Raw genomic sequence first — 25,913 nt, 5'->3', positions numbered from 1 at the left:
CACGCTGGCCGCTGTTCAGGACGCCAGGCTCTTGCGAAAGCGCGCCAGGGCGATAACGAAGAACAGCAGGCCGATAGCCGTCAGCGCCAGCAAGTCCGGCCAGACCACGCTCAGCCCGGCGTCGCGAAACAGAATCGCGGCGCTGAGGCTGACAAAGTGCGTGGACGGCGAGCCCTGCATCACCCATTGCAGCCACTGCGGCATGCTGTCCAATGGCGTGCTGCCGCCCGACAGCAGCAACATCGGGATGATCACCGGAATCGCCAGCAGGCCGAATTGCGGGGTTGAACGCGCGAGCGTCGCCAGAAAGATGCCCAGCGCGGTACTGGCAAACAGATAAACCGCAGTCACCAGCAAAAACAGGCTCATCGAGCCGGCCAACGGCACACCCAACAGGCCTTTGACCACCACCTCCAGCGACAGCCAGGTGCACAGCACCACCACCAGCAGGTTGCTCCAGATTTTCGCCAGCATGATTTCCAGCGCCGTCAGCGGCAGCACCAGCAAATGGTCGAGCGTGCCGTGTTCGCGTTCGCGCAGCAGCGCCGTGCCGGTGAGGATGATCGCCAGAATAGTGATGTTGTTGACGATCTGAATCACCGCCAGAAACCAGCCTCCCTCCAGATTGGTGTTGAACAGGGCCCGGGTGGTCAGTTGCACGGGCGCCTTGGCGGCTGCATTGCCCTGACCGGCATAGTCGAGCAGTTCGCGCTGGAAGATCCGGCTGATGTAGCCGGCGCCCATGAACGCCTGGCTCATGGCCGTGGCATCGACGTTGACCTGAATTGCCGGTTGCCGTGCCGCCAGCAGGTCGGTTTGAAAGCCCGCCGGAATGTTGATGACGAAGGTGTATTCACCGCTGTCCATCACCTGATCCAGCTGCGCATAAGGCAGCAGCACCGGCGTCTGGAACTCGGGTGGCTGCAGGGCCTGGGCCAGTTGTCGGGAGAGGGCGCTGTGATCTTCATCGACGATGGCCACGCTGGCGTTGTGCACGCCGATCACTGAACCGGCGGCGGGCATGTAAATGGCCACAGTGAAGGCGTAGAACAGGAACAGCAGCAACACGCTGTCATGGCGCAGGCTGGTCAGCTCTTTGAGTCCCAGGCGCAGGATGTGCGCGAACTTGTGCATCAAGCCTCCTGCTTTTTCAGCATGATCAGGCTCAGCCCGGTGAACCCGAAAAAGAACCCGAACAGCGCCAGGCATTGCGGCCACAGCTGACGCAAATCCAGCGCTTTGGTGAACGTGCCCACCGCGATGTCGAGGAAATGCCCCGCCGGAAACAGCATGCCCATCACCGCTGCCGCACCTTCCAGTGAAGAGCGCGGCACGATCAACCCGGAGAACTGGATGGTCGGCAGGCTGGTGATGATCATGGTGCCGAGGATCGCGGCGATTTGTGTACGGGTGAACGCCGAGATCAGCAGGCCCATGCTGGTGGTCGCCAACACGTACAGCAGGCCGCCGAACGCCAGCGTCAGCAGGCTGCCCTTGAACGGCACGCCGAACAGCCAGCGATTCATCGCCACCAGCAACGCGAGATTGACCAGGCTGATCAGCAGATACGGCGCCTGTTTGCCCAGCAGAAACTCGAGGCGGGTCAGGGGCGTGGCGTAGAAGTTGGTGATCGAGCCCAGCTCCTTTTCGCGGACGATGCCGAGCGCCGTGAGCATCGCCGGAATGAACGCCAGAATCAGCGCCATGACCCCGGGGCCGATGGCGTTGACGCTGACCACGTCCTGGTTGTAGCGAAAGCGGGTTTCCAGGCTGGCCGCCGCCGGGTGGGCCAGCGCCGGGCTACTTTGTTCGGCCAACTGTTGCAGATTGCCCAGGTGCACGGCTTCAACATAGTTACGGCTGGTTTCGGCGCGAAACGGCATGCCGCCATCCAGCCACGCCGCCACAGCGGGTTGGCGCCCGGCGTACAGATCGCGGCCGAATCCGGGGGGAATCTCCAGCGCCAGTTTGATTTCCGAACGTTGCAGGCGCCGGTGCAGTTCCTGCGGGTCGTGAATGGCCGGCTGTTCGTCGAAGTACCGGGAACCGCGAAACGCCTCCAGATAAGCCCGGCTCTGCGGCGTCTGATCCTGGTCGTACACGGCAAACGCGAGGTTTTCCACGTCCAGCGAGATGCCGTAACCGAAGATCACCATCATGAAAATCGCCCCGGCCAAGGCGAACGCCATGCGCACTTTGTCGCGCAATAGCTCCTTGCCTTCGCGACTGGCCACGGCCAACAGGCGACCGAGGCTGAAACCGTGGCGGGGCAGGGGAGTTGTCCCTGCGCTCGGCGGCGCCATTTGCGGTTCGGCCACAGGCGCTGATGGCTGAGCGCCCTGAGCCTGTTCCAGGCAAGTGACGAAGGCCGCTTCCAGCGTCTCTCCGGCGAACTGGCGTTGCAGCGCCGCCGGGGTGTCGCAGGCGAGGACCTTGCCCGCGTGCATCAGCGAGATGCGGTCGCAGCGCTGCGCTTCGTTCATGAAATGCGTGGAGAGGAAGATCGTCACGCCCTGTTCGCGGGACAACTCGATCAACAGCCGCCAGAAGTCATCGCGAGCTGCCGGGTCGACGCCGGAAGTCGGCTCATCGAGGATCAGCACTTCCGGGCGGTGCAGCACCGCCACCGCCAGTGACAGACGCTGGCGCAGCCCCAATGGCAATGCCCCGGACGGCTGGTCGGCGACCGCGAGCAGATTGAAGCGCTGAATCAACGCCTCGATGCGTTGCGCGCTCTCGGTTTTGGGCAGGTCGAACAGCCGCGCGTGCAGTTCGAGGTTCTGCCGCACACTGAGTTCACCATACAGCGAAAAACTCTGCGACATGAAGCCGACCCGCTTGCGCGTGGCCAGATCCTTGGCGTTCACCGGGTTGCCGAGCAGCGTCGCACTGCCTTCACTGGCCGGCATCAGCCCGGTCAGGACTTTCATGGTGGTGGTCTTGCCGCAGCCGTTGGAGCCGAGAAAACCGAAAATCTCGCCACGGCCAATGGCAAAACTGACGTGATCCACGGCGGTGAAATCGCCGAAGCGCAGCGTCAGGTCGTGGGCTTCAATGGCGATGTCACCGCTGTTGCCGGCGCGCGGTGGAATCACCAGCGGCTGAGCGTCATGCTGGCTGTCGCCCTGGAAGTGGGTGAAGGCGTCATCGAGTTTGCCGCTGGGGGTGACGGTCGCCAGCTCACGACTCAGGCCGGTGGCGATCAACTTGCCGGCATCGAGCATCAGGCAATGCTCGAACTGCTCGGCTTCTTCCATATAGGCCGTGGCGACCAGCAGCGTCAGTTGCGGGCGCTGGCGTCGCACGTCGTCGACCAATTCCCAAAAGCGCTGACGCGAGAGCGGGTCGACGCCGGTGGTCGGCTCATCGAGGATCAGCAGATCCGGTTCATGGATCAGCGCGCAGCACAGCCCGAGTTTCTGCTTCATGCCGCCGGACAATTTACCGGCGGGGCGCTCGGCGAATTTCAGCAGATCCGTGGCGAGCAACAGGCTGTGCATGCGCTGCTCGCTTTCAGCCTTGGACAGGCCGAACAGCGTCGAAAAGAACTGGATGTTCTCGCGGATCGACAGCTCCGGGTATAGATTGCCGCCCAGCCCCTGCGGCATGAAGGCGATGCGCGCATAGAGTGTGTCGCGATGCCGGCGATCCTCGATCGCACCACCGAGCACCTCCAGTTGCCCTTGTTGCAGGGTCTTCACGCCAGCAATCAATCCCAGCAGGCTGGACTTGCCCGCACCATCAGGGCCGATCAGCCCGCAACGGGTGCCGGCGGGCAGGCTGAAAGCGATGTCGCTCAGCGCTTGCTGTTTGCCGTAGCGGTGGGCGATACCGGTCGCTTGAACCGCAAGGCCGCTCATTGCAGATTGGCCGGCCATTCGACGGGGGCGATCCGCACGTAGCCGGCCCCGGGCATGCCGGGTTTGGCCTGCGGCACGGCGCTGGGCTGGAGCAGGCGCAGCTTGACGCGGAACACCAGTTTTTGCCGCTCGTCGCGGGTCTCGACCTCTTTGGGGGTGAACTGCGATTTGGCCGCGACGAAGCTGATTTTTGCCGGCAGCGGTTTATCGGGCAAGGCATCGAGCAACACTCGCGCGTCATCGCCCACCGCCAGGCGCCCGGCCACCGCGGCTGACAGATAGAGGTTCATGTACTGGTCGTTGGGATCGATCAGCAACAGCACGCGACCACCGGCCCCCAGCACTTCGCCGGGTTCGGCCATGCGCAGCTGAATCACGCCATCAATTGGCGCGCGCAGACTGCTGTCGTCAATTTCACTGGTCAACTGCGCGACTTGAGCCTGTGCCGCGCCAATCGCCGCACTGACAGCAGACACCTGAGCCCGGGCGGCGACGACGGCAGCGTTGCCAGTGCCGATACGTGACTGCAGCTGATCGATGATCTGCGCGCTGACGTAACCGTGCTTGAACAGTGATTGCGAGCGGCCGAGCTCCTGCTGGGCCAGCAGCAGTTCACTCTGGCGCAATTGCACATTGGCCTGAGCGGCGTTGAGATTCTCCCGGGCGCGCAACACTTCGGCTTCGGCCTGATTGCGCTGGGCTTCGAGGGTGCGGGTGTCCATGCGTGCCAGCAGTTGCCCTTTGCTGACCTTGTCGCCTTCATCGACCAGCACCTCGGCGAGGCGCCCGGGGGTCTTGCTGGCGATCTGCACTTCGGTGGCTTCCAGCCGCCCGTTGCCCATCGACAGTCCTTCGACCAGCCGGCTGCTGATCGAGATCCAGTAACCGAGGCCGCCAGCGACGGCGAGTAATACCAGGAGCGAACCGGCGTATAGAAGTGAAGAACGGCTGTGCGTCGACATGGGGGCATCCTGCGGCTGTGACTTCCAGTCTGACTGTTCAAGCGTTCCATTCGCTTGATGTCAGTCAAATGAGCGCCAAGCCTAGCCCCTTTTGCCGGTAAAAACCGTGACTGGCGAGTTCTCAGCGCAAACCAAGCACCGCGGCCCACTGTTCGGCCGTCACCGGCATCACCGACAGGCGACTGCCCTTTTGCACCAGCGGCATTTCGGCCAGCGCGGTCTGCTGTTTCAGGTAATCGAGCTTCAGCACCCGGGCAAACGTCTCGACGTGTGCAACATCAATCGCACTCCAGGCGTTTTTCTCGGGTGTGGCTTTCGGGTCGAAGTAATGGCTTTCGGGTTCCAGTGCGGTGGGATCCGGGTACGCCGCCTGAATAATCCTGCCGATTCCGGCAATCCCCGGCTCCGGGCAGCTGGAGTGGTAGAAAAAGAACTCATCGCCCACCGCCATCGCCCTTAGGAAATTGCGCGCCTGATAGTTGCGAACCCCGTCCCAGCGCGCTTTGCCGAGTACCTCCAGATCTTTGATCGAGAGTTCGTCAGGCTCGGATTTCATCAGCCAATAGGCCATGTCTTTTGCTCCTCAAGCGGTGATTGGGCAGGTTGTCGGGCAATTTTATGACAAACCGACGGTCGGTTGACGTCAGCATTTGCGCCCGGGTTCACGTTGTCGCAAAATGCCGGCCTTTAAAGCTTGACGCTGCTGCACGGCCTACGAACGGAAACCGCTGCTGTCATCGTGATGATGTGCCTTGAGGGGGGCAATCGATGAAACGCAAACCGGATTTGCTATGGACTTTGGTTATTTTGTTCGGCCTTGGCGTCGTAACCACCGGTTACGCGCAAAGTTTGTGGACGAGCAAGACCGATGCTCCGGTTGAAGTCGCGCAACAGGTTCAACAGTCGACCGCCTTCAAGCGCTGAAACTGCCTTCCCGACGCCGCTGATCAGCGCGGCGTCTACCCTGCGAAATACCACGCCTTATCGGTGACCGTGCCCTGCAACGGTACATCCCAGCTGGCCTGCGCCAGGCGTTCGACCTTCTGACATTCATGGGCCAGGCCCAGCAACGTCGGCTTGCGCCAGTTCTTGCGCCGGGCCAGGTACGCCAGGCTGCGATCATAGAAACCGCCGCCCATCCCCAGGCGTCCGCCAACGTCGTCAAACCCAACCAGTGGCAACAACACCAGATCCAGGGTCCAGATCTTGCGCTGGTGGGCCAGATTGGCCCGCGGTTCGAGGATGCGGAAGCGATTGGGCTTGAGCTTGTCGCCGGGGCGAATCCGCTGGAACACCATTTTGGTTCGTGGCCAGGCGCTGAGCACCGGCAGATACGTGGCTTTGCCTCGGCGCTGAGCTTCGCGCAGCAGCAGGCGCGGGTCGATTTCACCGTCGGTGGGCAGATACAGCGAGATATGTCGGGCCCGGCGAAAGTGCGGGTCTTGCGCCAGTTGGCGGAACAGGCCTTTGGCGGCCTGGCGCTGTTCACCGGGAGTCAGTGAGCGACGCGCCTTGCGCAGCAGGCGGCGGAGTTGCGGGCGGGGCAGCAGCGCAGGTTCGGTCATGGTTCGGCTTCGGCAGGTGAGGGCGAAAACGCACGCATAAAAAATCCGATGCCGGCAAAAACCGGCATCGGATTCGAATCAGGCTCCCCGGATGAACCGCTGTCAACTTAGCCCTTGAACCCGAAAGTTCAAGGTGGAGGATGCAGTAGACTTTAAGGCTTTCCGTCTGGCGGACATGCACACCAGCCCAACGTGCAACCTCCAGGGTAGTGCAAATCGGCTCAGGGACATCGTCAACTGGCAAGCACCCCAGGGAGTGCCGCGAGTATACCTCAAGCAGCCAGGCGAATCAGCCCTTGGTGACGTCCGGATCGGTCGCCAGCACCAGATCGACACGATCGAGCAAGTCGCGCACCTGTTCACGGGTCGAGCCGCTGGCCTGGATGTCCGGGCGCTCTTCTTTGTGCAAGAGGTCGTGGGTGATGTTCAGCGCGGCCATCACCGCAATACGGTCGGCGCCGATGACTTTGCCGCTGCTGCGGATCTCGCGCATCTTGCCGTCCAGGTAGCGGGCGGCGCTGACCAGATTGCTGCGTTCTTCCTGGGGGCAGATGATCGAATATTCTTTGTCGAGGATCTGCACGGTAACGCTATTGCTTGAACTCATGAGTCTTGCTCCAGGGCCTTGAGGCGCGAAATCATCGATTCGACCTTACGCCGGGCGATTTCGTTTTTTTCAATGAGGTGAGCGCGTTCCTCGCGCCAGGTCTTTTCCTGAGCTAGTAAGAGTGCGTTTTGACTCTTAAGTTGCTCGACTCGACTAATCAGCAGTTCGAGTCTGGCCATCAGCGCTTGCAGGTCGGTGTCTTCCATTGTGTCCACTGGGTCGGAGTCTGTCTGATGGGATAGCTGGCGGACAGCCTTTAATAGTCTTGGCGAGTCTGTCGATGTAGGATACAAGGCCTTCATTCTAGACATAGCGCCGTCTGGCGCCTAGCTGCCCATGACCATTGCGAATTCCCCGTACCAAGCCTTTGCCACCCTGCTGACCACCAGCGGCCACAACGTCTCGCCTGCCGAACTGCATGGCCTGCTGCTCGGCCGCAGCTGCGCCGGTGCCGGCTTCGATAACGAAGGCTGGTTGATCGACGCCGCCGAACTGCTCGAAGGCGACATCCAGGACAACGTCCGCAACGCCCTGATCGGCCTGCAGGAGATGGTCAAGGGCGAGCTGACCGGCAGCGACGTCACCGTCGTTCTGCTGTTGCCGACCGATGATGCACCGCTGGCCGACCGCGCCGCCGCACTGGGCCAATGGTGCCAGGGCTTCCTCAGCGGTTTCGGTCTGAACTGCCGCGACAGCAGCATGCTCAGCACTGAAGCCACCGAAGTGCTGCAGGATCTGGCCGCGATTTCCCAGGTGCAAGACGCTCTGGAAGAATCCGAAGACGGCGAAAGCGACTACATGGAAGTCATGGAATACCTGCGCGTCGCGCCGCTGTTGCTGTTCTCGGAAACCAAGAAAGCCGACGTGCCGCCAGCCGCCAAGCCGTCGCTGCATTAATCGCGTGCCAGGGAAAGCCATCTGCCCATGACCCATATCCCCAAAGCGGAATACAGCCGTCGCCGCAAGGCCCTGATGGCGCAGATGGAACCCAACAGCATCGCGATTCTGCCCGCCGCCGCGGTGGCCATTCGCAACCGCGACGTCGAGCACGTCTACCGCCAGGACAGCGACTTCCAGTACCTCAGCGGTTTTCCCGAGCCACAGGCGGTCATCGTCCTGATGCCCGGCCGCGAGCATGGCGAGTACGTGCTGTTCTGCCGTGAGCGCAATGCCGAGCGCGAGTTATGGGACGGCCTGCGCGCCGGGCAGGAAGGCGCGATCCGTGATTACGGCGCCGACGACGCGTTCCCGATCACCGACATCGACGACATCCTCCCGGGCCTGATCGAAGGCCGCGATCGGGTGTATTCGGCGATGGGCAGCAACCCGGAATTCGATCGGCACCTGATGGACTGGATCAACGTGATCCGCTCCAAGGCGCACCTGGGCGCCCAGCCACCGAACGAATTCGTTGCCCTGGATCACCTGCTGCACGACATGCGCCTGTATAAATCGGCGGCAGAAGTGAAGGTGATGCGCGAAGCCGCACGGATTTCCGCTCAGGCGCATATCCGCGCGATGCAGGCCAGCCGGCCGGGGCTGTACGAGTACAGCCTGGAAGCCGAGCTCGATTACGAGTTCCGCAAGGGCGGGGCGAAGATGCCGGCCTACGGTTCGATCGTCGCCGCCGGGCGCAATAGCTGCATCCTGCATTACCAGCAGAATGACGCGCTGCTCAAGGACGGCGATCTGGTGTTGATCGACGCCGGTTGCGAGATCGACTGCTACGCCAGCGATATCACCCGCACCTGGCCGGTCAACGGCAAGTTTTCCGCCGAGCAGAAAGCGATCTACGAACTGGTGCTGGCCTCGCAGGAAGCCGCGTTCGCTGAAATCGCTCCGAACAAGCATTGGAATCAGGCGCACGAAGCCACGGTTCGGGTGATCACCACGGGGCTGGTGAAACTTGGATTGCTGCAAGGCGAGGTCGATGAGCTGATCGCGACCGAAGCCTATAAAGCGTTTTACATGCACCGTGCCGGCCATTGGCTGGGCATGGATGTACATGACGTTGGCGAGTACAAGGTCGGCGGTGAATGGCGGGTGCTGGAGGTCGGCATGGCGCTGACCGTGGAACCGGGCATTTATATCGCCCCGGACAACCAGAACGTAGCAAAGAAATGGCGCGGCATTGGCGTGCGCATCGAGGATGACGTGGTAGTGACCAAGACCGGTTGTGAAATATTGACCAGCGGCGTACCGAAAACCGTCGCCGAGATCGAAGCGCTGATGGCGCAAGCACGGACACACGCGGCATGAGTCGAGTCAATCTGGCAATCATCGGTGGCGGCCTGGTCGGCGCCAGTCTGGCGTTGGCTTTGCAGGCCGGGGCCAAGGCCCGCGGCTGGAAAATTGTCCTGATTGAACCGTTCGCCCCCGGCGACAGCTGGCAGCCGAGCTACGACGCGCGTTCGTCGGCGCTGTCCTTCGGTTCGCGGCAGATCTATCAACGGCTGGGCGTGTGGCAGGAGATTTCCCGCCGCGCCGAGCCGATCAAACAGATTCACGTCTCCGACCGTGGTCGCTTCTCCACCGCCCGTCTGTCGGCGATGGAAGAGGGCGTGCCGGCGCTCGGTTATGTGGTGGAAAACGCCTGGCTCGGCCAGTGCCTTTGGCAGCACCTGGATAAAGACGTGATCAGCTGGCGCTGCCCGGCGGAAGTCACGCGCATGGAGCCGCTGCCCGACGGCTATCGCCTGACCCTCAACGATGAAACCACCGTCGAGTGCGATCTGGCGGTGCTGGCCGATGGCGGCCGTTCCGGTTTGCGCGAGCAACTGGGCATCAACGTGCGCAAGCGTCCGTACAACCAGAGCGCGCTGATCGCCAACATCACCCCGAGTGAAGCGCACAACGGCATGGCCTTCGAGCGTTTCACCGACGAAGGCCCGATGGCCTTGCTGCCGCTGCCGGACAACCGTTGCGCACTGGTCTGGACCCGCCTGGGCATGGACGCGCAGCGTCTGGCAGACTTGAGTGAGCGCGATTTCCTCAGTGAATTGCAGGGTGTGTTCGGCTACCGCCTCGGCACCTTGAAACAGGTCGGCGCGCGGCATTTGTATCCGTTGTCACTGGTCGAGGCCGAGGAGCAGGTGCGCTCGCATCTGGCCGTGCTCGGCAATGCCGCGCACAGCCTGCACCCGATCGCCGGGCAGGGTTTCAACCTGTCCCTGCGCGACGCCGATGCCTTGGCCGCCGCACTGCTCGCTAGTGACCAGTCGCTGGGCGACTTCGCCACCTTGCAGGCGTATCGCGAGCGGCAGCGTCTGGATCAAGAGCTCACCGTGGGCTTCTCCGATCAGGTCACGCGACTGTTCGGCAGCACCCAGCCGCTGGTCTCGCTGGGACGCAACATCGGCCTGCTCGGCCTCGATCTGCTGCCACCGGCCAAGCGCTGGTTTGCCCGTCAGGCCATGGGGCTGGGGACGCGGCCGGATGCTTGAGCGGCGGGTCGGCACTTTCACTTTCAGCAGCGCGCCGCTAACTGGCGTGCTCGCTAGAACCCTTTACGGGCGGCGCATGCCGCCAGCGAGACAGGCTTAAAGCATGGAAATGCGCGCAGATCTGCTGATTGTCGGAGCCGGAATGGTCGGCAGCGCCCTTGCGTTGGCGTTGCAGGACAGCGGCCTGGAAGTGTTGCTGCTCGACGGTAGCCCGCTGAGCGTCAAACCGTTCGACGCCGACGCGCCGTTCGAGCCGCGGGTGAGCGCCTTGTCGGCGGCCAGCCAGCGGATACTCGAACGCCTTGGTGTCTGGGACGGCATCGCCAAACGCCGCAGCAGCCCGTACACCGACATGCATGTGTGGGACGGCAGCGGCACCGGACAGATTCATTTCTCGGCGAGCAGTGTGCATGCCGAAGTGCTCGGACATATCGTCGAAAACCGCGTGGTGCAGGATGCCTTGCTCGATCGCTTGCACGATTGCGATCTGGGCATGCTGGCCAACGCACGACTGGAGCAGATGCGTCGCTCCGGCGACGACTGGCTGCTGACCCTGGCCGATGGTCGGCAGTTGCGTGCGCCGCTGGTGATTGCCGCAGACGGCGCCAACTCGGCGGTGCGCCGCCTGACCGGCGTCGCCACCCGCGAGTGGGATTATCTGCACCACGCCATCGTTACCAGTGTGCGCAGCAGCAAACCGCACCGGATGACCGCGTGGCAGCGTTTCACCGATCACGGGCCGCTGGCGTTTCTGCCGCTGGAGCGTGACGGGCAGCAGGACTGGTGCTCGATCGTCTGGTCGACCACGCCAAGTGAAGCCGAACGCCTGATGGCGCTGGATGAAGCGGCGTTCTGCGGAGAGCTGGAGCGGGCGTTCGAAGGTTGCCTGGGCGAGGTGATCAGCGCTGATCCAAGGCTGTGTGTGCCGTTGCGTCAACGCCACGCCAAACGCTATGTAGCCGAAGGCCTGGCATTGATCGGCGATGCCGCGCACACCATTCACCCGTTGGCCGGGCAGGGGGTGAACCTCGGTTTCCTCGATGCGGCGGTGCTGGCTGAAGTGCTGTTGCAGGCGGCGGAACGCGGCGAACGGCTGGCGGACGTGAAGGTGCTGAGCCGTTACGAGCGTCGGCGCATGCCGCACAACCTGGCATTGATGGCGGCGATGGAGGGCTTCGAGCGTCTGTTCCAGGCTGACCCGTTGCCGGTGCGCTGGTTGCGCAACGTCGGATTGAAACTGGTGGAGCAGATGCCGGAGGCCAAGGCGTTGTTTGTGCGTGAGGCGCTGGGGTTGACCGGGGATCTGCCGGCACTGGCCAAACCCTGAGATCTTTATTGAGGCTGATGGCCTCTTCGGCGAGCAAGCCTGCTCCCACATTGGAATGCATTTCCAGGGTGGGAGCGGGCTTGCTCGCGAAGGGGCCAGAACCGACGCCATGAATTTCAGCTTGTGCAACATCTGGTAACTCCTTGCCCAAGTGATCGATTGAGCTGGTAAATGTGAGTCCTTATCATTTGGCCCACATTTCCCGACCGAGAGATCACTCCCATGTTGGCACCCAAGCGTCTCCTGACCGCAATGGCCCTGACCCTGATCGGCAGCACCGCCGCCCAGGCCGCCGACGAGGTGGTGGTCTACTCCTCGCGTATCGATGAGTTGATCAAACCGGTGTTCGACGCCTACACCGCGAAAACCGGGGTGAAGATCAAGTTCATCACCGACAAGGAAGCGCCGCTGATGCAGCGGATCAAGGCCGAAGGCGAAAACGCCACCGCCGACCTGCTGCTCACCGTCGATGCCGGCAACCTCTGGCAGGCCGAGCAGATGGGCATCCTCCAGCCGTTTACCTCGAAGACCATCGACAGCAACATTCCCGCGCAATACCGCTCCTCCAGCCACGCCTGGACCGGCCTGAGCCTGCGCGCGCGGACCATCGCCTATTCCACCGAGCGGGTGAAACCGGGCGAACTGACCACTTACGAAGCGCTGGCCGACAAGAACTGGGAAGGACGCCTGTGCCTGCGCACGGCGAAGAAGGTCTACAACCAGTCGCTGACCGCGACCATGATCGAAGTGCACGGCGCCGAGAAGACCGAAAAGATCCTCAAGGGCTGGGTCAACAACCTGTCCACCGATGTGTTCTCCGACGACGTAGCGGTGCTGGAGGCGATCAACGCCGGGCAGTGCGACGTCGGCATCGTCAACACCTACTACTACGGGCGCCTGCACAAGCAGAAGCCGGACCTGCCGGTGAAACTGTTCTGGCCGAATCAGGCTGATCGCGGCGTACACGTGAACCTCTCGGGCATCGGCCTGACCAAACACGCGCCGCATCCGGAAGCGGCCAAGGCACTGGTCGAGTGGATGACCACGCCTGAAGCGCAGAAGATCTTCGCCGACGTCAACCAGGAGTTCCCGGCCAACCCGGCAGTGAAGCCTTCGGAAGAAGTGGCGGCGTGGGGCCAGTTCGTCGCTGATACCTTGCCGGTGGAAGTGGCGGGCAAGCGTCAGGCCGAGGCGATCCGGATGATGGATCGGGCCGGCTGGAACTAAAACCTGGTTATATCCTGTGGCGAGGGGATTTATCCCCGATGGGGTGCGAAGCACCCCCAATGCCCTTAATCAAAGCGTACTGATACACCGCGGGCGTAGCTTTTACGAATGCTGCGCATCCGATCGGGGATAAATCCCCTCGCCACAATTGGGGCTGGCATTACTCTTGCGCCAACCCACGATTTATTAGAGAACCCCCTTGGCCCACCCCGCCCAACGCCGCTGGTACCCCATCGTCCTCGCCATTGCCGCGCTGGTGCTGTTGCCCCTGAGTGTTCTGCTGCTGTCGTGGCAGACCATCGATCAGCAGATCTGGTCGCACCTGTGGGAAACCCAGATGCCGCGCCTGCTGGGCAACACTCTGACGCTGGTGATCGGCGTTGGCGTCGGTGTGACGCTGCTCGGCGTCAGTCTGGCGTGGCTCACCAGCCTCTGCGAATTCCCCGGACGGCGCTGGCTCGACTGGGCGCTGATGTTGCCATTCGCCATTCCGGCCTATGTGCTGGCGTTCGTCTTCGTTGGTCTGCTGGATTTCGCCGGCCCGGTACAAACCGTGCTGCGTGAGTGGTTCGGCAGCGGCCTGCGCCTGCCGCGCGTGCGCTCCACCGGCGGGGTGATCGTGGTGCTGGTGCTGGTGTTTTATCCCTACGTCTATCTGCTGGCGCGCACCGCGTTTCTCGCGCAGGGCAAAGGCCTGATGGAAGCGGCGCGGGTACTCGGGCAGTCGCCATGGCAGGCGTTCTGGCGGGTGGCGTTGCCGATGGCGCGTCCGGCGATCGGCGCCGGTGTCGCATTGGCGCTGATGGAGACGCTGGCAGATTTCGGCGCGGTGTCGGTGTTCAATTTCGACACCTTCACCACCGCCATCTACAAGACCTGGTACGGCTTCTTCAGCCTGCCGAGCGCGGCGCAACTGGCGAGCCTGTTGCTGCTGGTCGTGATGCTGGTGCTCTATGGCGAGCGGCGTGCGCGCGGCGCCAACCGGGCGAGCAACGAGCGCCCTCGGGTCAAGGCGCTGTATCAGCTGCGCGGGTTCAAGGCGTTCGCGGCGACCGGTTGGTGCTCGTTGGTGTTCGCCTGCGCGTTCGTGATTCCGCTGCTGCAGTTGATCGTCTGGTTCTGGCAGCGCGGGCGCTTTGATCTCGATGAGCGTTATGCCGGGCTGATCCTGCACACCCTGTATCTGGGCGGCATGGCGGCGCTGATCACCGTCAGCGTCGCGTTGCTGTTGGCCTTCGCCCGACGTCTGGCGCCGACCCGGGCGATCCGTTCCGGTGTCAGTCTGGCCAATCTTGGTTATGCGCTGCCGGGTTCGGTGCTGGCGGTGTCGATCATGCTGGCGTTCAGTTATCTCGACCGCGAACTGGTGATTCCGCTGTCGGGCTGGCTCGGCGGCGCCGGCAAGCCGCTGCTGCTGGGCAGTCTGGCGGCGTTGCTGATGGCCTATCTGGTGCGCTTTATCGCGGTGGCCTACGGGCCGCTGGAAAACAGTCTGGCGCGTATACGGCCGTCTTTGCCCGAAGCGGCACGTAGCCTCGGTGTCAGTGGGCCGCGACTGTTTTTCAAAGTGTATCTGCCGCTGTTGCTGCCCGGCACGCTGAGCGCGGCATTGCTGGTGTTCGTCGATGTGCTCAAGGAAATGCCCGCGACCCTGCTGATGCGCCCGTTTGGCTGGGACACGCTGGCGGTGCGGATCTTTGAAATGACCAGCGAGGGCGAGTGGGCACGGGCGTCGCTGCCGGCGCTGACCCTGGTATTGGTCGGTCTGTTGCCGGTCATCGGCCTGATCCGCCGCTCCGCGCACCGAAACACTTAGTAGTGAGTCCTGAATCATGCGGCTACAATGCGCGGCATTCGGTGCGGTTCGTCTGACAGACCCGTTCGCTGAAATCGGCTGAAAGCCTTCTATTTCGCGGCTTTCACCCCGTACAGCGGCTGTCCGCACCTTCGCCACGCCCGGAAGGAGAAACCCATGGGACAGCGTACGCCTCTGTATGACCTGCATCTCGCCCTCGGCGCGAAGATGGTCGATTTTGGCGGTTGGGACATGCCCCTGCATTACGGCTCGCAGGTCGAGGAACACCACGAGGTGCGCCGCGATTGCGGGGTGTTCGATGTATCCCACATGACCGTGATCGATGTCACCGGTGCCCAGGCCAAGGCTTGGCTGCAGCATTTGCTGGCCAATGACGTCGAGCGCCTACACCGCCCCGGCCGCGCGCTCTACAGCACGATGCTCAACGAGCGTGGCGGCATCGTCGACGACATGATCGTCTATCGCCTCGAAGACCGTTATCGCCTGGTGTTCAACGCCTCCACCCGCGATCAGGATCTGGCCTGGATGCAGGCGCAGGTCGCCGGTTACGACGTGCAATTGCACGAGCGTCAGGATCTGGCAATGCTCGCCATTCAAGGCCCGCAGGCCCGGCACAAGATCGCCGAACTGGTAACCCAGTCCCGCGCGGCACTGATCCATCACCTCAAACCGTTTGAAGCCGAAGTCGATGGCGACTGGTTTATTGCGCGTACTGGTTACACCGGTGAGGACGGCCTGGAAATCGCCATGCCGGCCGATCAGGCCCCGGGGTTCTTCTACGATCTGGTCGGTGCCGGCATTTCGCCGATCGGCCTCGGTGCCCGCGACACCCTGCGGGTCGAAGCCGGGATGAACCTCTATGGCCAGGACATTCATCAGGATGTCTCGCCGCTGGCGTCCAATATGGCCTGGAGCATCGCCTGGGAACCGGCCTCGCGCCAGTTCATCGGTCGGGCGGCGCTGGAAGCGGAAAAAGCCGCTGGCGTTGCGCACAAACTGGTGGGCCTGGTGCTTGAGGAACGGGGTGTTTTACGTGCTCATCAGGTGGTTCGTATCGCCGATGTTGGCGAAGGAGAGATCACCAGTGGTAGTTTCTCTCCTACGCTAAGCAAATCGATTGCCCTGGCGCGTGTACCGATGGCTACCGCCGACCGCGCCGAAGTGGAAATCCGTGGCAAGTGGTATCCGGTACGAGTGGTCAAACCGACCTTCGTGCGCCATGGTAAAACCTTGATCTGACCTTTTCCGGCGGGCCTGACCGCTGACAATTTTCTTGAGGACACCGAGCATGAGCAATATCCCCGCTGAACTGCGTTTTGCCGAAAGTCATGAGTGGGCGCGTCTGGAAGCCGACGGCACCGTTACTGTGGGCATCAGCGATCACGCGCAGGAAGCGCTGGGCGATGTGGTGTTCGTCGAGCTGACTGAAGTGGGCAAGGTGTTCGCTGCTGAAGATCAGGCTGGCGTCGTTGAATCGGTGAAAGCCGCTTCCGACATCTACGCCCCGATCGGCGGTGAGGTGATTGCCGTCAACGACGAGCTGGGTGGTTCGCCTGAACTGCTGAACTCCGACCCGTACGGTGCGTGGATCTTCAAGCTCAAGCCAACTGACAAGGCTGAGCTGGACAAGCTGCTCGATGCCGCTGCCTACAAGGCTGTCATTGGCGAGTAAGCTCTGATCAATACCCCAAAGCCCCGACTCGTCGGGGCTTTTTTGAATCAAAAGATCGCAGCCTTCGGCAGTTCCTACAGAATGCACACCATTGCTCTGTAGGAGCTGCCGAAGGCTGCGATCTTTTGATCTTCAAGGGCACTGCTATGCTGGTTTGACCGTGTTGCATTGACGCCGAGCGCCAGCCAAGAGAGAGCCCGTCATGTCCCAGTTGCCATCCTTGAGCCAGTTACGCGACCCCGAAGCCTTCCTGCGCCGCCATTTGGGCCCCGACGCCGCCGAACAGCAGGCGATGCTCGACAGCCTCGGTCTCGGTAGCCGGATCGAACTGATCGAGCAGACGGTGCCGCCGGGCATTCGCCTGAACCGGGCGCTGGATTTGCCACCGGCCCTTGATGAGCAGGCGGCGCTGGCCAAGCTGCGCGGTTATGCCGAGCAGAACCAGGTGTGGACCAGCCTGATCGGCATGGGTTACCACGGCACGTTGACGCCGACGGTCATCCTGCGCAACGTGCTGGAAAATCCCGGTTGGTACACCGCCTATACCCCTTATCAACCGGAGATCGCCCAAGGCCGTCTCGAAGCGCTGCTGAATTTCCAGCAACTGACCATCGACCTCACCGGACTTGAACTGGCCAACGCCTCGTTGCTCGACGAAGCCACCGCCGCTGCGGAGGCCATGGCGCTGGCCAAACGCGTGGCGAAATCGAGGAGCAACCTGTTTTTCGTCGACGAGAACTGTCATCCACAAACCATCTCCGTGGTGCAGACCCGTGCCGAAGGCTTCGGCTTCGAGCTGATCATCGACGCGGTGGATAACTTGAAGCAGCATCAGGTGTTCGGCGCACTGCTGCAGTATCCCGACACCCACGGCGAGATCCGTGACTTGCGTCCGGTCATCGATCAGTTGCACGCACAGCAGGCGCTGGCCTGCGTCGCTACGGATTTGTTGAGCCTGTTGCTGCTGACGCCGCCGGGTGAACTGGGCGCGGACGTGGTGTTCGGTTCGTCCCAGCGCTTTGGCGTGCCGATGGGCTACGGTGGCCCGCACGCAGCGTTTTTTGCCAGCCGCGAGGAGTACAAACGGGCGATTCCGGGGCGGATCATCGGCGTGTCGAAAGACGCTCGTGGCAACGTCGCGTTGCGCATGGCCCTGCAAACCCGCGAACAACACATTCGCCGCGAGAAGGCCAACTCGAACATCTGCACCGCGCAGGTGCTGTTGGCCAACATCGCCAGTTTCTACGCGGTGTACCACGGGCCGCAAGGCTTGAAGCGGATCGCCCAGCGGGTGCACCGCTTGACCTGCATTCTGGCGGCGGGCCTTGAGCGCCATGGTATTGCGCGGGTCAACCGGCAGTTTTTCGACACCCTGACCCTCGACGTAGGAGGCGCGCAGAGCGCGATCATCGACAGCGCCAAGGCCGCGCAGATCAACCTGCGGATTCTCGGGCGCGGTCGCGTCGGGCTGAGCCTCGATGAGACCAGCGATGAAAACACGGTGGCCAGGCTGTTTGATGTGCTGCTGGGTGCCGATCATGGGTTTAACGTCGACGAAATTGATGCAGAAGTCCTGGTTTCCGGCATTCCCGACCCCCTGCAGCGCAACACACCGTACCTGCGCCATCCGGTGTTCAACGCGCATCACAGCGAAACCGAAATGCTGCGCTACCTCAAGCAACTGGAGAACAAGGATCTGGCGCTCAACCAGTCGATGATCCCGCTGGGCTCTTGCACCATGAAACTCAACGCCACCAGCGAGATGATCCCGATCACTTGGCCGCAGTTCGCCAATCTGCACCCGTTCGCGCCTCGGGAACAGGCGCTCGGTTACACCTTGATGATCGAAGAACTGGAGCGCTGGTTGTGCGCGATCACCGGGTTCGATGCGATCTGCATGCAGCCCAACTCCGGCGCTCAGGGCGAGTACGCCGGGCTGCTGGCGATTCGCAAATACCACGAGAGCCGGCAGCAGGGCGCGCGGGATATTTGCCTGATCCCGTCCTCGGCCCACGGCACCAACCCGGCCTCGGCGCAGATGGCCGGGATGCGCGTGGTGATCGTCGAGTGCGACGAAGCCGGCAACGTCGATCTGGACGACCTGAAGACCAAGGCGGCCGAGGCGGGGGACAAGTTGTCGTGCCTGATGGCGACCTATCCATCGACTCACGGCGTGTACGAGGAGGGCATCAGCGAAATCTGCGAAGTTATCCACAAACACGGCGGGCAGGTGTACATGGACGGCGCCAATCTCAATGCACAGGTCGGGCTGGCGCGGCCGGCGGACATTGGTGCCGACGTGTCGCACATGAACTTGCACAAGACTTTCTGCATCCCCCATGGCGGCGGCGGGCCGGGCATGGGGCCGATCGGCATTCGCGCGCACCTGGCGCCGTTCGTTGCCAATCACCCGGTGGTGCCGATTGACGGCCCGCTGCCGCAGAACGGCGCGGTCAGCGCAGCGCCGTGGGGCAGTGCGAGCATTTTGCCGATCAGCTGGATGTACATTGCGATGATGGGACCGCAACTGGCGGATGCCAGCGAGGTGGCGATCCTCGCCGCGAATTATCTGGCGCAGCACTTATCCGGCGCATTTCCGGTGTTGTACACCGGGCGCAACGGGCGGGTGGCCCATGAATGCATCCTGGATTTGCGGCCGCTGAAGGCGCAGACCGGGATCAGCGAAGAAGATGTCGCCAAGCGTCTGATGGACTACGGCTTCCACGCACCGACCATGTCATTCCCGGTGCCGGGCACCTTGATGGTCGAGCCTACCGAGAGCGAATCGAAGGCCGAGCTGGATCGGTTTATCGGCGCCATGCTGAGCATCCGTGCGGAAATCACCGAAGTGCAGAACGGCAACTGGTCGGCGGAAGACAATCCGCTTAAACGCGCACCGCATACACTGGCGGATGTCACCGGAGTCTGGGAGCGGCCTTACAGCATCGAACAGGGCATCACCCCGGATGCGCACACCAAGGCGCACAAGTATTGGCCGGCGGTGAATCGGGTGGATAACGTTTATGGGGATCGCAATCTGTTTTGTGCCTGCGTCCCGGTGGACGATTACCGCTGATCTTCAGGCAACACGCAGAGCCATTGTGGGAGCGGGCTTGCTCGCGAAGGCGGTGGTTCATGCACATGTATTTTTTCTGACACGACGCCTTCGCGAGCAAGCCGGCTCCCACAGGGTGGTGTGGTGAATTCGAAATTATGGGCAAAAAAATGCCGCTCGATCGAGCGGCATTTTTGTTGGCGGCAACCTTACTCGGATGCCACTGCATTCTTCGCCAGAATCGCATTCGCCAGTTCCATGTCCGTGGCCTGCAGGCCCGGGTTGTCGGCACGGACTTTCTGCATGGCTGCTTCCAGGTACGGCCCACGGATGCCGCCATCGCTGGCAACGAAGCTGCCGGCATCGTCCTGTGCGGCAACGATCAGCTTGTGATCCTTGAAGGTCAGATATGTCGAACCGGTGGTGGCGCCGGACGAAATGACGTTACGCCAAAAGCTGTCAGCCATCGCTGAACCAACGGGAAGGGACAGCAAGGCAAGGGTGGCGACAGCAAGTTTGAGACGCATGATTGAGTGACTCCTGGGGGTTAACTACGGCGTTGGATAACGATTCGCCAATCCGGTTCCGTAGTTGCCTATTTCTGCTCGCTCTGCGGGGTCACCCGCAGCACTTCTTCAAGGGTGGTCAGCCCCGCCGCGACCTTCTGCGCACCCGACAGGCGCAGGCTGCGCATGCCTTCCTTGAAGGCCTGGCGACGGATGGCAGTGAGGTCGGTGTCCGGGGTGATGAGCGCTTTGAGGCTATCGCTCAACTGCATGATTTCGTAGACCCCGGCGCGTCCGCGATAACCGGTGTCGCGACATTCCAGGCAACCGATCGCCCGTTGCGCATTGCCCGGCAGCGGCGCCTGCCATGGGCGGGTCAGGGTCTGCCAGTCTTCCTCTTCCAGGGTCAGCGGCGCCTTGCAGTGCGGGCACAGGGTGCGCACCAGACGCTGGGCCATGACCCCGAGCACCGTGGCTTTGATCAGATAGTGCGGCACGCCGAGTTCCAGCAGTCGGCTGATCGCGCTGGGGGCATCGTTGGTGTGCAGGGTCGACAGCACCAGATGGCCGGTGAGTGCGGCCTGAATCGCCATTTCCGCGGTCTCCAGGTCGCGGATCTCGCCGATCATGATGATGTCCGGGTCTTGCCGCATCAGCGCACGCACGCCGGCGGCGAAGCTCAGGTCGATGTTGTGCTGCACCTGCATCTGGTTGAACGCCGGCTCGACCATTTCGATCGGGTCTTCGATGGTGCAGAGGTTGATCTCCGGCGTCGCCAGTTTCTTCAGCGTGGTGTAGAGCGTGGTGGTCTTGCCCGAACCGGTCGGCCCGGTGACCAGAATGATGCCGTTGGGTTGGCGGGTCATGTCCTGCCAGCGGCGCAGGTCGTCGGCGGAAAAGCCCAACTGATCGAAATCCTTGAGCAGCACCTCCGGGTCAAAAATCCGCATGACCATTTTTTCGCCAAACGCGGTGGGCAGTGTTGAGAGCCGCAGTTCTACCTCGCCGCCGTCCGGGGTCTTGGTCTTGACCCGGCCGTCCTGGGGTTTGCGCTTCTCGGCGACGTTCATCCGCCCGAGGCTTTTCAGGCGGCTGACGATCGCCATGGTCACCTGCGGCGGGAATTGATAGACGTTGTGCAACACGCCGTCGATGCGGAAACGCACGGTGCCCTGTTCGCGGCGCGGTTCGATGTGGATATCACTGGCGCGCTGCTGGAAGGCGTACTGGAACAGCCAGTCGACGATGTTGACGATGTGCGCATCGTTGGCGTCCGGCTCCTGATCGCTGGCGCCGAGGTTGAGCAGTTGTTCGAAGTTGCCGAGGTTGCCGCTCTGCGCGTCGGCATTGCTGGCGCCGCTGACCGATTTGGCGAGGCGGAAGAACTCGACGCTGAAACGCTGGATGTCTACCGGGTTGGCGACCACCCGTTTGATCGGCAACTTCAGCACGTGTGTCAGGTCAGCCTCCCAGCCGGTGACGTAGGGCTGGGCGCTGGCGACGACCACGGCGTCGCGGTCGACCGCTACCGCAAGAATCTTGTGGCGCTGGGCAAAGGCGTAAGACATCAGCGGGGTGATCGCCGCAACGTTGATCTTCAACGGGTCGATGCGCATGTACGGCTGACCGGCCTGCTGCGCCAGCCACAGGGTCAGGCTTTCCAGGTCCAGATGTTTGCCTGGACGGCTGAGGTCATCCAGTTGCTGGCTGGCGATGAACTCCAGCGGATGTTGCTGGCCGTGGGTCGCGTGGCGGCGCCGGGCGTTGAGCGCCTGCTCCGCCGAATCCTGGCTGATAAAGCCTTGGGCAACCAGTTCACGCAACACATCGTTGAGATCCAGCCAGCGGTCCTGAGTGGCGAGTTGAACGGACATGCGGGCTCCTTTTGAACGACTGTGCGCAAAGGATAGTCTTGGCCCCGCAGACCGTTGGGCCACTACCCGACAAAGCCGTTGCCGGATTTGTCAGCCGGCTGCCTGGGCCGACGCAGACCACGCCGTGTCGGCGTCTTGCAGGTTCACCGAGCAGACGCTGATCAAGTTACGAAGTTTTTCCGCAATCACCTGGGCGCGATGCCAGCTCAGTCCGTCAATGGTGATATCGATCGACAGCAGATCGTCCAGACGCTCGGCGTTGACCTGGACCGGCGTCAGAAATTGCAGCGCAAACAGGTTCAGCACCCGCACCAACAGATCCGGCTCGGCTTCGGCGAGCAGCTGATAACGCGCGCAGCAGTGCGCGTTGTTGACGTTCCACACATCGGCGCGGGGCGCGGGGGTAGTCACGGCTTCGAGGTGAGGCATGTCCGGTCTCCAGAGTCAGTGGAGGAATTTTTACATTCGATGCCGGGCATTTCTTGTCTAAGATGAGCGAATTTGCGGATTGCTCGACAAGAACAATTCGGTAAATGATCATTTTGAGGATTGGTTATGCATAGCGAGTTGGACAGCTACGACCGGCGGATTCTCGCCCTGCTGCAAGAGGACGCTTCGCTGTCCAGCGCACAGATCGCCGAGCAGGTGGGGCTGTCGCAATCGCCGTGCTGGCGGCGGATTCAGCGGATGAAGGAGGAGGGGATCATTCGCGGGCAGGTGACCTTGCTTGATCGCAAGAAGATCGGCCTGAACACGCAGATCTTCGCCGAAATCAAACTCAACGCCCACGGACGGTCGAACTTCACCGAATTCACCGAGGCGATTCGCGGTTTTCCGGAAGTGCTGGAGTGTTATGTGCTGATGGGCGCGGTGGATTTTTTGTTGCGGATTGTCGCGGCGGACATCGAGGCGTATGAGCGGTTCTTCTTCGAGAAGCTGTCGCTGGTGCCGGGGATTCAGGAAGTGAACTCGATTGTGGCGCTATCGGAGATCAAATCCACGACCAGCCTGCCAGTTTTGCGCTGATCCTTTTGTGGCGAGGGGATTTATCCCCGATGGGTCGCGAAGCGGCCCCCGCTTAGTTGAAAGCAGGGACTGCTGCGCAGTCCATCGGGGATAAATCCCCTCACCACACAGTCATCACATGCGCAGCAGCATTTTCCACGCGCGATTCTGATAAACCGCAATCGCCTGCTGCTTGCGCGCATCGAGCAGTTCGTCAGTGATCGTCGGCTCGTTGGCCAGTTGCGCCAGTTTGTTCAGCTCACCGTACAGGCGATCCATTTCCGCGATCTCCAGCACGTTACGCGCGTGGTGCAGCCAGACCTGAATGCGTTCGATGCGCGGCAGTTGCTCGGCCAGATCTTCCGGCTGCTGCTGATAGCGCTGCAATTGCAGGGACGTGGCTTCTTCGCCCAGCATGCGCGGCAGCCAGCTGTGCAGTTGCGCGGCGCCCTGGCGGTTGCCGCGGGTGTTGCGCTCGGCGGTCCAGGTGCGGGCCAGCAGCCAGCGCGAGACAGTCAGCGAGAACAGGCCCCAGCGCGGGTCTTCCAGCTCTTCGAGGAATTGCTCCGGCGCCGCCTTGCGCACGTCTTCGTCTTCAATACCGACCTGAACCAGCGGGCGCCAGTCTTCGAGCAGTGCATCCAGCGCCACGCGCAAGTCGTGAGTGGCCGGACGCGGTGCCGCCTGGCCGAGGCTGCTGAGCAGGGCGCGCATTTCCGCGAGGTTCTCGACCCAGTCCTGCAGCAGGCGCCAGTGGCCGTTGAAGCGATATTGTTCGGCCAGACGCTGGCTGCTGCCGAGCAAGTGCCAGGCCAGTGCGGCGAAGGCGTCGTCGAGTTGGGTTTCCGGGGTCAGTTGCGGCGCCGGCAGGCTCAGCGAGTAGCTGTTGGCGTCGTACAGGCGGTAGCCACGCTCGGCCTTGCTGATGTCGCACGGCATCAGAGCCAGGGTTTCGGCCAGCTCGGCGGCCAGTTCCAGCAGCGCGGCCGGCTCGCCTTCGCGCAGTTCCAGTTCCAGCTCGCAGATTTCTTCTTTCTGTTTGCCGACCACCACGTGGCCGAGGTCGAGTGCAGCTTCGATAACCACTTTGGCCTTGCCGCGGCCCCAGGCGATTTCCGCGCGCTCGCGGACGAAATCGGTGGTGAAGATCGGCTTCAGGGTTTTCTTGTCCAGCTCGGCCAGCGACTCGGGCCAGCATTCACCGTCGAGTTTCTTCACGTCGAGCTTGGCTTTGGGCAACTTCCAGTCGTACTCGTTACGCTCGGACAGACCGGCAACACTCTGGCCGCGGGTCTTGAGGGTCTGAATCACTTCGTCACCGTCCTTGCGCAGGCGCAGGGCGACTTTGGCCTGGGCCAGATCGCGCTCGGGAGTGTCGAAGTACTGGTTCATCAACTCACGGCGTTCCCAGCCATTTTTGTTGCGTTTTTTCAGTAGCGGGTGCTCGCGCAGGGCAGCGAGGGTTTCGCGGCTGACGCGGAGTTTGATTTCGGTTTCTTTCTGCATGGCCGGAAAATCCAGGATCGGGAGCGCAGCCGGGGGAATGTGTGGCTGCCAAGGCCGTGCAGTGTACAGGACTCAAACTTCCTACGCCCTGCGGCGGTTTATTCCGAGCGCCGGATGGCTCTATGATGGACTTCAAATCGGGAGTTGGAGTCAGCGATGCCTTTGCCATCCATGCAAGACCAGTTCGCGGCACTGATCGCCGCACCGTCGGTCAGTTGCACCCAACCAAGCCTGGATCAGTCCAACCGGGCGGTGATCGATTTGCTTGCCGGTTGGCTGGGTGATCTGGGCTTCAGCTGCGATATCCAGCAGGTCAGCCCCGGCAAATTCAACCTGCTCGCCAGTTTTGGCAGTGGCCCCGGCGGCCTGGTGCTGGCCGGGCATAGCGATACCGTGCCTTATGACGATGCGCTGTGGCAGACCGATCCGCTGAAACTCACCGAGGTCGATGGTCGCTGGGTCGGCCTGGGCAGTTGCGACATGAAGGGTTTTTTCGCCCTGATCATCGAGGCCGTGCAGCCGCTGCTCGACCAGCCGTTCAAGCAACCGCTGCTGATCCTCGCCACCTGTGATGAAGAAAGCTCGATGTCCGGTGCCCGCGCACTGGCCGAGGCCGGCAAGCCGCTGGGCCGTGCGGCGGTGATCGGCGAGCCGACCGGGCTCAAACCGATCCGCATGCACAAGGGCATCATGATGGAGCGCATCGATATCCTCGGGCAGAGCGGCCATTCGTCGGATCCGCGCCTGGGCCACAGCGCCCTCGAAGCGATGCACGATGCCATTGGCGAACTGCGCGGTTTGCGCCTGCTATGGCAGCGTGAATTCAACAACCCGCAGTTCAGTGTGCCGCAACCGACCATGAACTTTGGTTGCATCCATGGCGGCGACAATCCGAATCGCATCTGCGGCCAGTGTTCGCTGGAGTTCGATCTGCGCCCGTTGCCGGGCATGGACCCGAAAGTCCTGCGTGCGGAGATTCTGCGCAAGCTCAACCCGGTGGCTGAGCGGCATCAGGTGAAGATCGACTACCAGCCATTGTTCCCGGAAGTGCCGTCGTTTGAGCAGGCCGAAGACGCTGAATTGGTGCGCATCGCTGAAAAGCTCACCGGTCATAGTGCCGAAGCAGTAGCGTTCGGCACCGAAGCGCCTTATCTTCAGCGCCTTGGCTGCGAAACCATTGTGCTCGGCCCCGGCGACATTGCGTGTGCGCACCAGCCGGGCGAATACCTTGAAATGTCACGTTTGCAGCCTACCGTGCAACTATTGCGGCAGTTGATTGAACATTACTGCCTGAGCCCGGACAAACGATGATGTCCACCTGTGGGAGCGGGCTTGCTCGCGAAAGCGGTGAGTCAGTCGACATCGATGTACCTGATACACCGCTTTCGCGAGCAAGCCCGCTCCCACAGGGGGGACGGTGTTTTGTCAGACCAAACGCTGTAAATTGCCAGCACCCCAACCCGTATTCATGAGGAGAGCGCGCGTGTC

The 25,913-nt window shown here is 62.2% G+C and carries 23 protein-coding genes and 1 other RNA gene; 12 read left to right on the top strand and 12 right to left on the bottom strand.

Annotated elements, in window-relative coordinates; all coding sequences use genetic code 11:
* Window positions 1–15: 15 nt before the first annotated feature.
* From CKW11_RS11620 to CKW11_RS11605, 4 genes are all read right to left on the bottom strand, one after another.
* Window positions 16–1,134 (bottom strand): ABC transporter permease, encoded by a 1,119-nt coding sequence (locus CKW11_RS11620; RefSeq protein ID WP_095137629.1) that lies wholly within the window; start codon window positions 1,132–1,134, stop codon window positions 16–18.
* Window positions 1,134–3,860, bottom strand: coding sequence for a ribosome-associated ATPase/putative transporter RbbA (rbbA, locus tag CKW11_RS11615; RefSeq protein ID WP_095137628.1), 2,727 nt, complete (start codon window positions 3,858–3,860; stop codon window positions 1,134–1,136). Before rbbA ends, CKW11_RS11620 begins: the two co-directional genes overlap by 1 nt.
* Entirely contained in the window at window positions 3,857–4,822 is a 966-nt protein-coding gene (locus CKW11_RS11610) for an HlyD family secretion protein (protein WP_095137627.1), read from the bottom strand. The genes rbbA and CKW11_RS11610 overlap by 4 nt, the downstream gene beginning before the upstream one ends.
* Window positions 4,823–4,943: 121 nt before the next feature.
* Entirely contained in the window at window positions 4,944–5,393 is a 450-nt protein-coding gene (locus CKW11_RS11605; RefSeq protein WP_095137626.1) for an EVE domain-containing protein, read from the bottom strand.
* A gap of 197 nt (window positions 5,394–5,590) precedes the next feature.
* Here CKW11_RS11605 and CKW11_RS28650 point away from each other — a divergent pair, with 197 nt between their 5' ends.
* The gene (locus tag CKW11_RS28650) at window positions 5,591–5,746 is read left to right on the top strand and encodes a hypothetical protein (protein WP_003229308.1); all 156 of its coding nucleotides are present in this window, start codon (window positions 5,591–5,593) and stop codon (window positions 5,744–5,746) included.
* Between the two features lie 35 nt (window positions 5,747–5,781).
* Here the strand turns inward: CKW11_RS28650 and CKW11_RS11595 are convergent, their stop codons facing one another.
* From CKW11_RS11595 to CKW11_RS11580, 4 genes are all read right to left on the bottom strand, one after another.
* Entirely contained in the window at window positions 5,782–6,387 is a 606-nt protein-coding gene (locus tag CKW11_RS11595) for a 5-formyltetrahydrofolate cyclo-ligase (protein WP_095137625.1), read from the bottom strand.
* Between the two features lie 80 nt (window positions 6,388–6,467).
* Window positions 6,468–6,646, bottom strand: a non-coding RNA gene (ssrS, locus tag CKW11_RS11590) — 6S RNA.
* Window positions 6,647–6,676: 30 nt separating this feature from the next.
* On the bottom strand, window positions 6,677–6,994 hold the full coding sequence (locus tag CKW11_RS11585; RefSeq protein WP_008055229.1) for a cell division protein ZapA: 318 nt from the start codon (window positions 6,992–6,994) through the stop codon (window positions 6,677–6,679).
* Window positions 6,991–7,200 carry a TIGR02449 family protein gene (locus CKW11_RS11580; protein WP_025112001.1) on the bottom strand — a complete coding sequence of 70 codons (210 nt, stop codon included), beginning with the start codon at window positions 7,198–7,200 and terminating at the stop codon, window positions 6,991–6,993. Before CKW11_RS11580 ends, CKW11_RS11585 begins: the two co-directional genes overlap by 4 nt.
* Before the next feature lie 130 nt (window positions 7,201–7,330).
* On the opposite strand from CKW11_RS11580, the gene CKW11_RS11575 reads away from it, so the two are divergent.
* The 9 genes from CKW11_RS11575 (at window position 7,331) to gcvP (ending at window position 19,555) form a co-directional block, all read left to right on the top strand.
* Window positions 7,331–7,891, top strand: a complete 561-nt coding sequence (locus CKW11_RS11575; RefSeq protein ID WP_095137624.1) for a YecA family protein — start codon at window positions 7,331–7,333, stop codon at window positions 7,889–7,891.
* A 27-nt stretch (window positions 7,892–7,918) separates the two neighbouring features.
* Complete coding sequence (pepP, locus tag CKW11_RS11570; RefSeq protein WP_095137623.1) at window positions 7,919–9,253, top strand: Xaa-Pro aminopeptidase; 1,335 nt, start codon at window positions 7,919–7,921, stop codon at window positions 9,251–9,253.
* A complete protein-coding gene (gene ubiH / locus CKW11_RS11565; RefSeq protein ID WP_095137622.1) occupies window positions 9,250–10,437 on the top strand; it encodes a 2-octaprenyl-6-methoxyphenyl hydroxylase in 1,188 nt (395 codons plus the stop codon). Before pepP ends, ubiH begins: the two co-directional genes overlap by 4 nt.
* 109 nt (window positions 10,438–10,546) lie before the next feature.
* Window positions 10,547–11,764 carry a 2-octaprenyl-3-methyl-6-methoxy-1,4-benzoquinol hydroxylase gene (locus CKW11_RS11560; RefSeq protein ID WP_177439998.1) on the top strand — a complete coding sequence of 406 codons (1,218 nt, stop codon included), beginning with the start codon at window positions 10,547–10,549 and terminating at the stop codon, window positions 11,762–11,764.
* Between the two features lie 222 nt (window positions 11,765–11,986).
* A complete protein-coding gene (locus tag CKW11_RS11555; RefSeq protein ID WP_095137620.1) occupies window positions 11,987–12,991 on the top strand; it encodes an extracellular solute-binding protein in 1,005 nt (334 codons plus the stop codon).
* A 199-nt stretch (window positions 12,992–13,190) separates the two neighbouring features.
* Window positions 13,191–14,807, top strand: coding sequence for an iron ABC transporter permease (locus tag CKW11_RS11550; RefSeq protein ID WP_095137619.1), 1,617 nt, complete (start codon window positions 13,191–13,193; stop codon window positions 14,805–14,807).
* A 156-nt stretch (window positions 14,808–14,963) separates the two neighbouring features.
* Window positions 14,964–16,046, top strand: coding sequence for a glycine cleavage system aminomethyltransferase GcvT (gcvT, locus tag CKW11_RS11545; protein WP_095137618.1), 1,083 nt, complete (start codon window positions 14,964–14,966; stop codon window positions 16,044–16,046).
* A gap of 49 nt (window positions 16,047–16,095) precedes the next feature.
* Window positions 16,096–16,479 (top strand): glycine cleavage system protein GcvH, encoded by a 384-nt coding sequence (gcvH, locus tag CKW11_RS11540; protein ID WP_095137617.1) that lies wholly within the window; start codon window positions 16,096–16,098, stop codon window positions 16,477–16,479.
* A gap of 202 nt (window positions 16,480–16,681) precedes the next feature.
* Window positions 16,682–19,555 carry an aminomethyl-transferring glycine dehydrogenase gene (gene gcvP / locus CKW11_RS11535; RefSeq protein ID WP_095137616.1) on the top strand — a complete coding sequence of 958 codons (2,874 nt, stop codon included), beginning with the start codon at window positions 16,682–16,684 and terminating at the stop codon, window positions 19,553–19,555.
* A gap of 188 nt (window positions 19,556–19,743) precedes the next feature.
* On the opposite strand, the gene CKW11_RS11530 is transcribed toward gcvP, so the two are convergent.
* From CKW11_RS11530 to CKW11_RS11520, 3 genes are all read right to left on the bottom strand, one after another.
* Window positions 19,744–20,064, bottom strand: coding sequence for a DUF2388 domain-containing protein (locus CKW11_RS11530; RefSeq protein WP_169843014.1), 321 nt, complete (start codon window positions 20,062–20,064; stop codon window positions 19,744–19,746).
* A 65-nt stretch (window positions 20,065–20,129) separates the two neighbouring features.
* Window positions 20,130–21,914: a GspE/PulE family protein gene (locus CKW11_RS11525; protein ID WP_095137615.1), complete on the bottom strand. Its 1,785-nt coding sequence runs from the start codon at window positions 21,912–21,914 to the stop codon at window positions 20,130–20,132.
* Between the two features lie 90 nt (window positions 21,915–22,004).
* Window positions 22,005–22,343 carry a hypothetical protein gene (locus tag CKW11_RS11520; RefSeq protein ID WP_095137614.1) on the bottom strand — a complete coding sequence of 113 codons (339 nt, stop codon included), beginning with the start codon at window positions 22,341–22,343 and terminating at the stop codon, window positions 22,005–22,007.
* A 126-nt stretch (window positions 22,344–22,469) separates the two neighbouring features.
* Here CKW11_RS11520 and CKW11_RS11515 point away from each other — a divergent pair, with 126 nt between their 5' ends.
* Window positions 22,470–22,940, top strand: a complete 471-nt coding sequence (locus tag CKW11_RS11515; RefSeq protein ID WP_007951785.1) for an Lrp/AsnC family transcriptional regulator — start codon at window positions 22,470–22,472, stop codon at window positions 22,938–22,940.
* Between the two features lie 114 nt (window positions 22,941–23,054).
* Here CKW11_RS11515 and CKW11_RS11510 read toward each other — a convergent pair whose 3' ends face one another.
* Complete coding sequence (locus tag CKW11_RS11510; RefSeq protein WP_095137613.1) at window positions 23,055–24,425, bottom strand: inorganic triphosphatase; 1,371 nt, start codon at window positions 24,423–24,425, stop codon at window positions 23,055–23,057.
* A gap of 156 nt (window positions 24,426–24,581) precedes the next feature.
* Between CKW11_RS11510 and argE the strand changes: the two genes are divergently transcribed.
* Window positions 24,582–25,736: an acetylornithine deacetylase gene (argE, locus tag CKW11_RS11505; RefSeq protein WP_095137612.1), complete on the top strand. Its 1,155-nt coding sequence runs from the start codon at window positions 24,582–24,584 to the stop codon at window positions 25,734–25,736.
* Window positions 25,737–25,913: the final 177 nt, after the last annotated feature.

It is taken from the genome of Pseudomonas sp. Irchel s3a10, assembly GCF_900187525.1.
Lineage (GTDB): Bacteria > Pseudomonadota > Gammaproteobacteria > Pseudomonadales > Pseudomonadaceae > Aquipseudomonas > Aquipseudomonas koreensis_G.
Note: the sequence above shows the minus strand (reverse complement) of the source record. Positions and strands in the feature narration are given on the sequence as shown.

What these genes read in the sequence shown, in the direction of transcription:
- rbbA (WP_095137628.1), bottom strand. Translation starts at nt 3,860, where the DNA reads ATGAGCGGCCTTGCGGTTCAAGCGACCGGTATCGCCCACCGCTACGGC.
- gcvP (WP_095137616.1), top strand. Translation starts at nt 16,682, where the DNA reads ATGTCCCAGTTGCCATCCTTGAGCCAGTTACGCGACCCCGAAGCCTTC.
- ubiH (WP_095137622.1), top strand. Translation starts at nt 9,250, where the DNA reads ATGAGTCGAGTCAATCTGGCAATCATCGGTGGCGGCCTGGTCGGCGCC.
- CKW11_RS11520 (WP_095137614.1), bottom strand. Translation starts at nt 22,343, where the DNA reads ATGCCTCACCTCGAAGCCGTGACTACCCCCGCGCCCCGCGCCGATGTG.
- CKW11_RS11560 (WP_177439998.1), top strand. Translation starts at nt 10,547, where the DNA reads ATGCGCGCAGATCTGCTGATTGTCGGAGCCGGAATGGTCGGCAGCGCC.
- CKW11_RS11620 (WP_095137629.1), bottom strand. Translation starts at nt 1,134, where the DNA reads ATGCACAAGTTCGCGCACATCCTGCGCCTGGGACTCAAAGAGCTGACC.
- gcvH (WP_095137617.1), top strand. Translation starts at nt 16,096, where the DNA reads ATGAGCAATATCCCCGCTGAACTGCGTTTTGCCGAAAGTCATGAGTGG.
- CKW11_RS11580 (WP_025112001.1), bottom strand. Translation starts at nt 7,200, where the DNA reads ATGGAAGACACCGACCTGCAAGCGCTGATGGCCAGACTCGAACTGCTG.
- CKW11_RS11595 (WP_095137625.1), bottom strand. Translation starts at nt 6,387, where the DNA reads ATGACCGAACCTGCGCTGCTGCCCCGCCCGCAACTCCGCCGCCTGCTG.
- gcvT (WP_095137618.1), top strand. Translation starts at nt 14,964, where the DNA reads ATGGGACAGCGTACGCCTCTGTATGACCTGCATCTCGCCCTCGGCGCG.
- CKW11_RS11610 (WP_095137627.1), bottom strand. Translation starts at nt 4,822, where the DNA reads ATGTCGACGCACAGCCGTTCTTCACTTCTATACGCCGGTTCGCTCCTG.
- CKW11_RS28650 (WP_003229308.1), top strand. Translation starts at nt 5,591, where the DNA reads ATGAAACGCAAACCGGATTTGCTATGGACTTTGGTTATTTTGTTCGGC.
- CKW11_RS11515 (WP_007951785.1), top strand. Translation starts at nt 22,470, where the DNA reads ATGCATAGCGAGTTGGACAGCTACGACCGGCGGATTCTCGCCCTGCTG.
- CKW11_RS11585 (WP_008055229.1), bottom strand. Translation starts at nt 6,994, where the DNA reads ATGAGTTCAAGCAATAGCGTTACCGTGCAGATCCTCGACAAAGAATAT.
- pepP (WP_095137623.1), top strand. Translation starts at nt 7,919, where the DNA reads ATGACCCATATCCCCAAAGCGGAATACAGCCGTCGCCGCAAGGCCCTG.
- argE (WP_095137612.1), top strand. Translation starts at nt 24,582, where the DNA reads ATGCCTTTGCCATCCATGCAAGACCAGTTCGCGGCACTGATCGCCGCA.
- CKW11_RS11525 (WP_095137615.1), bottom strand. Translation starts at nt 21,914, where the DNA reads ATGTCCGTTCAACTCGCCACTCAGGACCGCTGGCTGGATCTCAACGAT.
- CKW11_RS11575 (WP_095137624.1), top strand. Translation starts at nt 7,331, where the DNA reads ATGACCATTGCGAATTCCCCGTACCAAGCCTTTGCCACCCTGCTGACC.
- CKW11_RS11510 (WP_095137613.1), bottom strand. Translation starts at nt 24,425, where the DNA reads ATGCAGAAAGAAACCGAAATCAAACTCCGCGTCAGCCGCGAAACCCTC.
- CKW11_RS11605 (WP_095137626.1), bottom strand. Translation starts at nt 5,393, where the DNA reads ATGGCCTATTGGCTGATGAAATCCGAGCCTGACGAACTCTCGATCAAA.
- CKW11_RS11555 (WP_095137620.1), top strand. Translation starts at nt 11,987, where the DNA reads ATGTTGGCACCCAAGCGTCTCCTGACCGCAATGGCCCTGACCCTGATC.